Annotated in this window: 7 protein-coding genes and 1 pseudogene; 3 read left to right on the forward strand and 5 right to left on the reverse strand. The window is 67.5% G+C overall.

Annotated elements, in window-relative coordinates; translation table 11 throughout:
- Positions 1-12 precede the first annotated feature (12 nt).
- Positions 13-366 carry a cytochrome c gene (locus HG262_RS30580; RefSeq protein WP_169274562.1) on the reverse strand — a complete coding sequence of 118 codons (354 nt, stop codon included), beginning with the start codon at positions 364-366 and terminating at the stop codon, positions 13-15.
- Between the two features lie 139 nt (positions 367-505).
- Positions 506-1,951 carry an AlkA N-terminal domain-containing protein gene (locus HG262_RS30585; RefSeq protein ID WP_169274563.1) on the reverse strand — a complete coding sequence of 482 codons (1,446 nt, stop codon included), beginning with the start codon at positions 1,949-1,951 and terminating at the stop codon, positions 506-508.
- A 145-nt stretch (positions 1,952-2,096) separates the two neighbouring features.
- On the opposite strand from HG262_RS30585, the gene HG262_RS30590 reads away from it, so the two are divergent.
- The 3 genes from HG262_RS30590 to HG262_RS30600 all read left to right on the forward strand — a co-directional run bounded on the left by HG262_RS30590 (position 2,097) and on the right by HG262_RS30600 (position 4,953).
- Positions 2,097-2,621, forward strand: a complete 525-nt coding sequence (locus HG262_RS30590) for a methylated-DNA--[protein]-cysteine S-methyltransferase (protein ID WP_211187860.1) — start codon at positions 2,097-2,099, stop codon at positions 2,619-2,621.
- Positions 2,622-2,731: 110 nt separating this feature from the next.
- Positions 2,732-3,817 carry a tartrate dehydrogenase gene (locus tag HG262_RS30595; RefSeq protein WP_169274564.1) on the forward strand — a complete coding sequence of 362 codons (1,086 nt, stop codon included), beginning with the start codon at positions 2,732-2,734 and terminating at the stop codon, positions 3,815-3,817.
- A gap of 152 nt (positions 3,818-3,969) precedes the next feature.
- Complete coding sequence (locus HG262_RS30600; RefSeq protein WP_169274565.1) at positions 3,970-4,953, forward strand: tripartite tricarboxylate transporter substrate binding protein; 984 nt, start codon at positions 3,970-3,972, stop codon at positions 4,951-4,953.
- A 28-nt stretch (positions 4,954-4,981) separates the two neighbouring features.
- On the opposite strand, the gene HG262_RS30605 is transcribed toward HG262_RS30600, so the two are convergent.
- The 3 genes and pseudogenes from HG262_RS30605 to HG262_RS30615 form a co-directional block, all read right to left on the reverse strand.
- Positions 4,982-5,587, reverse strand: coding sequence for a phosphatase PAP2 family protein (locus HG262_RS30605; protein WP_169274566.1), 606 nt, complete (start codon positions 5,585-5,587; stop codon positions 4,982-4,984).
- A gap of 91 nt (positions 5,588-5,678) precedes the next feature.
- Entirely contained in the window at positions 5,679-6,107 is a 429-nt protein-coding gene (arsC, locus tag HG262_RS30610) for an arsenate reductase (glutaredoxin) (RefSeq protein WP_169274567.1), read from the reverse strand.
- Between the two features lie 64 nt (positions 6,108-6,171).
- Positions 6,172-6,682: pseudogene (locus HG262_RS30615) on the reverse strand (PepSY domain-containing protein); the annotation flags it as partial.

Genomic DNA, 6,682 nt, shown 5'->3' on the forward strand with positions numbered 1-6,682 from the left:
CGCTACGCCGCTTCATGGCGCGTCCGCCTTGGGTTGTCCGGCAAACCAGTCCGCGATACGGATGATCTCGGCATCGGTGTAGCCCCGGGCGATCTGGCCCATGACGCCGGCCTCCGAGGCAGCGCCCGCCAACGTGCGCATGCGCGTGGCGATCCAATCCGCGGCAAGGCCATCCAGTGGCGGGATGGCAGACGCCGGTCGCGCCGATGGCGCGTGGCAGGAAATACAGGAAGCCGCCCAGGCTTGGGCTTGCGGGTCATTGCCTGCGGCCCAGGCTGGCGCGGCGCCGATCATCGCCAGCAGCGCGCAGGCCGCGCTGAGGGGCCATGCCGCGACGAGCTGAGGGCGACGGGGCAAGACGGGCATGAGTGGGGCCGTTCCTGAAAGCGTCCGCGCGTAGCGCAGCGAAATGGCGGCAGGCAGGGCGACGCATCGCCCCTGGCCGCGGGCCGCCCAGTATGTCCTTGACGGCGCTACGCGCGCAAGCGCGGAATCCTCTTAGCCGCTACGCCGTCCACAGATGCTGTGCCGCATAGGCGCGCCAGGGCCGCCATTGCTCGGACCGGGCCAATAACTGCGCAGGCGTGACTTCCCGAGATTCCAGTTTCTCCAGCGCGCGGATCAAGCCGATGTCGGCCGAGGGGAATGCGTCCGGTTCGCGCAGTTGGCGCAAGGCGATATATTGCGCCGTCCATTCCCCCACGCCGCGGATCTGTCGCAGGCGCGCGATAGCTTCTTCCAGCCCGGTGGCCGCGTCGAACAAGTGTTTGTCGGCGACGGCGGCGGCGCCCACGGCCGATAGCGTGGCGGCGCGGCTGCGGGGCATGCCTAGCCAGCCCAGTTCGGCCGCGGCGACGACGGCGGGTTCGGGGAAGACATGGGTCAGCGCGCCTTCGGGCTGTGCCAAGGGCGCGCCGTGCGCCGCTACCAGTTTGCCGGCCAGGCGGATGGCGGCGGCCACCGTGATCTGCTGTCCCAGGACGGCGCGCATCGCCAGTTCGAAACCGTCCCACGCGCCGGGCACGCGCAGGCCGGGCCGGGCCTGGATCAGGGATGTCATGACCGGGTCGCCGGCGAATTGCGCGGCGATGGCGATGGGGTCGCTGGCCAGGTCGAATACGCGGCGCACTCGCGCGATGATCGCGGGCAGCGCTTGCAGGCGGGGAAAGCGAACGGTGACCTGCAAGGCGTTGCCGGTGCCCGGGCGCACGGTGACCGTGCCCTGATGGCCGTCCAGGCTGACGGTGCGCGCGTAGCTGTCTTCAGTGACGAGTTCGATGCCGGGAATGGCGCGCAACCGCAGGAAGGCCAGCATGGCGTCCCAGTCGTAGGGGGGGCGATAGCGCAGCAGCAGCTTGATTTCGCCGTGCTGTCCGGCGGACACCTCGGGCTGCTCGGAGCGGCGCAGTTCGCCGGGCGCGCGGTCGAACAGGTCCAGGAAAATCTCGTTGAAGCGGCGGATGCTGCCAAAACCTGAAGCGAAGGCGATTTCCGCCATCGGCAGGCGGGTTTCGTGGATCAGCTGCTTGGCCAGCAGCACGCGGCGCGTCTGCGCCACCGCCACGGGCGATGCGCCCAGATGCTGGCGGAACTGGCGGCGCAGCTGGCGTTCGCCTACGCCCAGGCGCTGCGCCAACGCGTCCACGCCGTCGTCGTCCAGCGCGCCCAGTTCAATCAATTGCAGCGCGCGCGCCACGCTGTCGGGCAGTTCGTGTCCCGGTCCCAACTCCGGCGCGGTTTCCGGCCGGCAGCGCAGGCAAGGGTGGAATCCGGCCTCTTGCGCCGCAGCCGCCGTCGAGAAGAATATGACGTTTTTCGACAGCGGGGTGCGCGCGGGGCAGACCGGGCGGCAATAGATCCGGGTCGTCTTGACGGCCGTGAAGAAGCGGCCGTCGTAACGGGCGTCGCGCACCTGGATGGCGCTGTAGCAGGCGTCGTGGTTCAGTTCCATGCTGTGATACTAACGCCGCGCCGAGGACCGGATCTAGCGGTTTTCGGACACGGTTGTGAGGCGCACACTGATGTCCGAAAACCGCCAGTCTAGGGGCCGGGCGGGATTTATATTGACGCCATCGAGACGTCACCAGGAGCCGGCCATGCCGATCCACACATTCTCTTTGGAGCGCGTTGCCACGCCGTTGGGCCAGATGCTGGTGCTGACGGACTCGCAACAGCGCCTGCGCGCGGTCGATTGGGAAGACTATGAGACGCGCATGGTCACGCTGCTGCGCCGGCAGTACGGGAAAGACGCGGTGCAGGTGCAGGACGCGGTGGGCGCCTCGGCGGCGCGGCGGGTGCTGGAGGCGTACTTCGACGGCGACGTGGCCGCCATCAACGACTTTCCCGTGGCGCTGGGCGGCACCGACTTCCAGCGGCAGGTCTGGCTGGCGTTGCGCGGTATCGCGGGTGGGCAGACCGTCAGCTACGGCAGCCTGGCCGGCCGCATCGATCGGCCGACGGCCGTGCGCGCGGTGGGGCTGGCCAACGGCGCCAACCCGGTCGGCATCGTGATCCCGTGCCACCGGGTGATCGGCGCCAACGCGTCGCTGACCGGCTACGGCGGCGGGCTGCACCGCAAGCGCTGGCTGCTGGAACACGAGGCCAGGCATTCGACGCGCTGAGCGCCACTTTCAACTCCAGGTTAAAGATGTTGTGAATTCCGGCGCAGTCCGTGGCGCCTCTCCTCAGTAAAGTGCCGACAGACCCTTATCAGCAAGGAGCCTGTCGGCCCATGAAGACTTATCGCATCGCAACCATTCCCGGCGACGGCATCGGCAAGGAAGTCATTCCCGCTGGCCAGCGCATCCTGCAAGCGCTGGCCAGCCAGAACGGCTTGCGCTTCGAGTTCCAGGATTTCGACTGGGGTGGCGACTACTACCGCAAGCATGGCGTGATGATGCCGGCCGACGGGCTGGACGCGCTACGCGACAAGGACGCGATCCTGTTCGGGTCGGCAGGGGATCCCGACATCGCCGACCACATCACCCTGTGGGGCCTGCGCCTGAAGATCTGCCAGGGCTTCGACCAATACGCCAACGTGCGTCCCACGCGGATCCTGCCCGGCATCGACGCGCCGCTCAAGCGCTGCACGCCCGAACAGCTGAACTGGGTGATCGTGCGCGAGAACTCTGAAGGTGAATATTCGGGGGTGGGCGGCCGCGTGCATCAGGGGCACCCCATCGAAGCTGCCACCGACGTGTCCATCATGACGCGTGCGGGTGTCGAGCGCATCCTGCGCTTTGCGTTCGGGCTTGCGCAGTCGCGTCCGCGCAAGCTGCTGACGGTCGTGACCAAATCGAACGCGCAGCGCCACGCGATGGTGATGTGGGACGAGATCGCGCTGCAGATCAGCCGCGAATTCCCGGACGTGACGTGGGACAAGGAATTGGTGGACGCCGCTACCGCGCGCATGGTCAACCGCCCGGCGTCGCTGGACACCATCGTGGCGACCAACCTGCACGCCGACATCCTGAGCGATCTGGCCGCGGCGCTGGCTGGCAGCCTGGGCATCGCGCCTACGGGCAATATCGATCCGGAACGCCGCTACCCGTCCATGTTCGAGCCCATCCACGGGTCGGCCTTCGACATCATGGGCAAGGGGCTGGCGAACCCGGTGGGCACGTTCTGGTCGGTCGTCATGCTGCTTGAGCACTTGGGCGAAAACGCTGCCGCCGCACGCGTGATGCAGGCGATAGAAAGCGTGACCGCGAATCCCGCCCTGCATACCCGCGACCTGGGCGGCGTCGCGACGACGGAACAGGTGACGGCGGCGGTCTGCGCGCAATTGGCGGCAGGGGGACAGGCCCGGGCCGCGTAAGCGGGAAAGTCCCGGACGCGGCGCCTGATGGCGATACCCGCAAGCAACAGCCGGCAGCACTACCCCGATACCCGACCCAAGGCATAAGACCACGGGCGGCTTCCGGTGACACAACAAGAAGCGAAGTCCATTCGTATCCCAAGGAGACAAGCATGTCCAAGCAAGCCTTACGCGCGCGCGCCCTGGCGTTCGCGTGCCTGTTGAGCCTGCCCCTGGCGGGCGGCGTCGCGGTGGCGCAGACCTATCCCACGCGGCCGGTGAACCTGATCGTGCCGTTCCCGGCCGGCGGCACGACCGACGTGCTGGCCCGCGCGCTGGGGCAGGAACTGGCCAAGCGCCTGGGCCAGCCGGTGGTGGTGGAGAACAAGCCGGGCGCGGGGTCGACCCTGGGCGCGGACTATGTGGCCAAGGCCGCGCCCGACGGCTACACGCTGCTGATGGGCGCGGTGCACCACACCATCGCCACCAGCGTCTACAAGAGCCTGCACTACGACTTCCAGAAGGACTTCGCACCCGTGACGACGGTGGCGCTGGTGCCCAACGTGCTGGTGGTCAACCCGAAAGTGGACGCGAAAAATGTGCAGGGGCTGTTGACGTTGGCGCGGGCCGCGCCGGGCAAGCTGACCTACGGGTCCAACGGCATGGGCACCGGCCAGCACCTGATCGGCGCGCAGTTCGAACGTGAAGGCCATGTGCAGTTGCTGCACGTGCCGTACAAGGGTAGCGGCCCGTTGACGTCCGACCTGCTGGGCGGCCAGATCGACATGTCGTTCGACACCATCACGCCGGTGCTGGCGCATATCCAGAGCGGCAAGCTGCGCGCACTGGCCGTGACCACCAATCAGCGGTCGGCGGCGCTTCCCGACGTGCCCACGATGGAAGAGGCGGGGTTGAAGCCGTTCAACATGGGGACGTGGTTCGGCGTATTGGCGCCGGCGGCGGTCCCGAAGGACATCGTGACGACACTGAACGCCGAGATGGTGGCCATCATCAAGTCGCCGGACTTCTCGCGCCGCATGGCGGAGATCGGCGCGGTGCCTGTCGGCGACACGCCGGCGCAGATGCGGGCCCGGATAGGGACCGACACCGAGAATTACGCCAAGCTGGTCAAAGACGCAAAGGTCGCGATTAACTGAGGCCGGCCGCTCAACTGCGGCCGGTCGGTCAGGCGCGGATCCAGCCCCGCGCGATCGGCAGGGCCAGCAGCTTGCGATAAACGCCTTGCAGGGCCCGCGTCAGCGGCGCGCCGGCGCGGTTCCATACCCGTGCCGCGACGCCCGCCGCGACCGGCGCCAGGATCAGGCCGCCCACGATGTCCAGCGGGAAATGCACGCCCAGGTACACGCGCGACGTGCCGACCACGGCGGCGGCCAGCAGCGTCGCCCAGCCCCATCCTGCCCAGCGGCGGTCGAAAATCAGCGCCCACGCGAAAGTGGCGATGATGATGGTGTGGTTGCTGGGGAACGACGACGTCGCCTTGTGCGGGAAGAACGCCTGCCCCAGGCCGATCGCGAAGGGGCGCGGATGCGGCCACAGCGCGCCGCACAGATAGCTGGCGAACAACGCCACGGCGATGCTTGCCAACACCTTCAGCGCCAGGCTGCGTTGCGCCTCGCCGCCCCACAACCACAGCGCCGCCAGCGCCGCCGGCACCAGCAGGATCAGCTGATTGGCCACCAGCATGGCGGCGTGAATGCGCCAGGCAGGGGTGGCCGGGGCGGCGTTTATCAGAAGAAAAAGGGAGCGGTTGAAGCCTTCCAGGAAATCCATGGCACGTCATCACAGCGTAATAATCAATAGCCGCGATGGTAAAGAGCGTTCCCGTCAATCCGCTTACAAAAGGCGCCGTCCGCGCACGCTTTTACTTCTGGATGCGTTTGCCGTCGGCATTGATGACAAGCTCGCCGTCTTCCTTCGTGAACGCGCCCTGTTGCGGCGCCGGCAGGATGTCCAGCACGAGTTCGCTGGGGCGGCACAGGCGGGCGCCCAGCGGCGTCGATACGAAGGGGCGGTTCAGCAGGATCGGGTGCTGTTCGATGGCGTCCAGCAGTGCGTCGTCCGGCAGGGAAGCATTGTCCAGGCCCAGCTCCAGATAGGGCGTGCCCTTTTCGCGCAGCGCGTCGCGCACGCTGATCCCGGCCTGCTTGAACAAGGCCTTCAGGGTGGCGCGGGACGGGGGCGTTTCCACATATAGCACCACGTTCGGCTCGATGCCGGCGTTTCGGATCATGGCCAGCGTATTGCGGGACGTGCCGCACTTGGGGTTGTGATAAATGGTGACGTCGGACATGGTGGCTCCTTGATGCGGGGTTTCGTCTGCAAGAGGGTGAGCATAGTGCATCCGCCGCGCGCCATCAGGCGCGCAGCTTCCTGCCCAGCCGGCGCCAGCCGATGACCACGCCCGTCAGGCTCAGGGCGGCGCCGCCCAGGCTCAGGAAGATCAGCAGCGCATCCCATAGCGGGCGGCGCGACAACAAGCCAGTCCAGTCCCAGCTGTGCAGGAAGGCGAACAGCCAGCGGCTGACCCGGTTGCTGCGGTCCTGGCGGCCTTGGATCAGGCCGGTGCGGGGATCCAGATAGACCCACGAGGCCTGGGGATTGTCGTAGACGAGACGCCAGACGGGCAGGGGTTTTTCAATATGACCCAGCATCGCATGTTCGTCGCGCGCGTAGTAATAGAAATCATAAGCGTGCAACACCTGCACCTCGCGCAGCGCAGCGCCTGGCAGCAATTGCGCGGCCGCTTGACGCAGTGCCGTGTCGGTGAAGGCATACGGCCTTGCCTGGGTGGCCGACAGCACGTGCGGCGCACCCGCCGCGCCGCGTGCCAGCACCACGTCCTGTCCGGCGGCGCGCGTCCAGGCG

The sequence above is a fragment of the Achromobacter sp. Bel genome, assembly GCF_012928505.1.
In the GTDB taxonomy this organism is placed as follows: domain Bacteria; phylum Pseudomonadota; class Gammaproteobacteria; order Burkholderiales; family Burkholderiaceae_B; genus Achromobacter.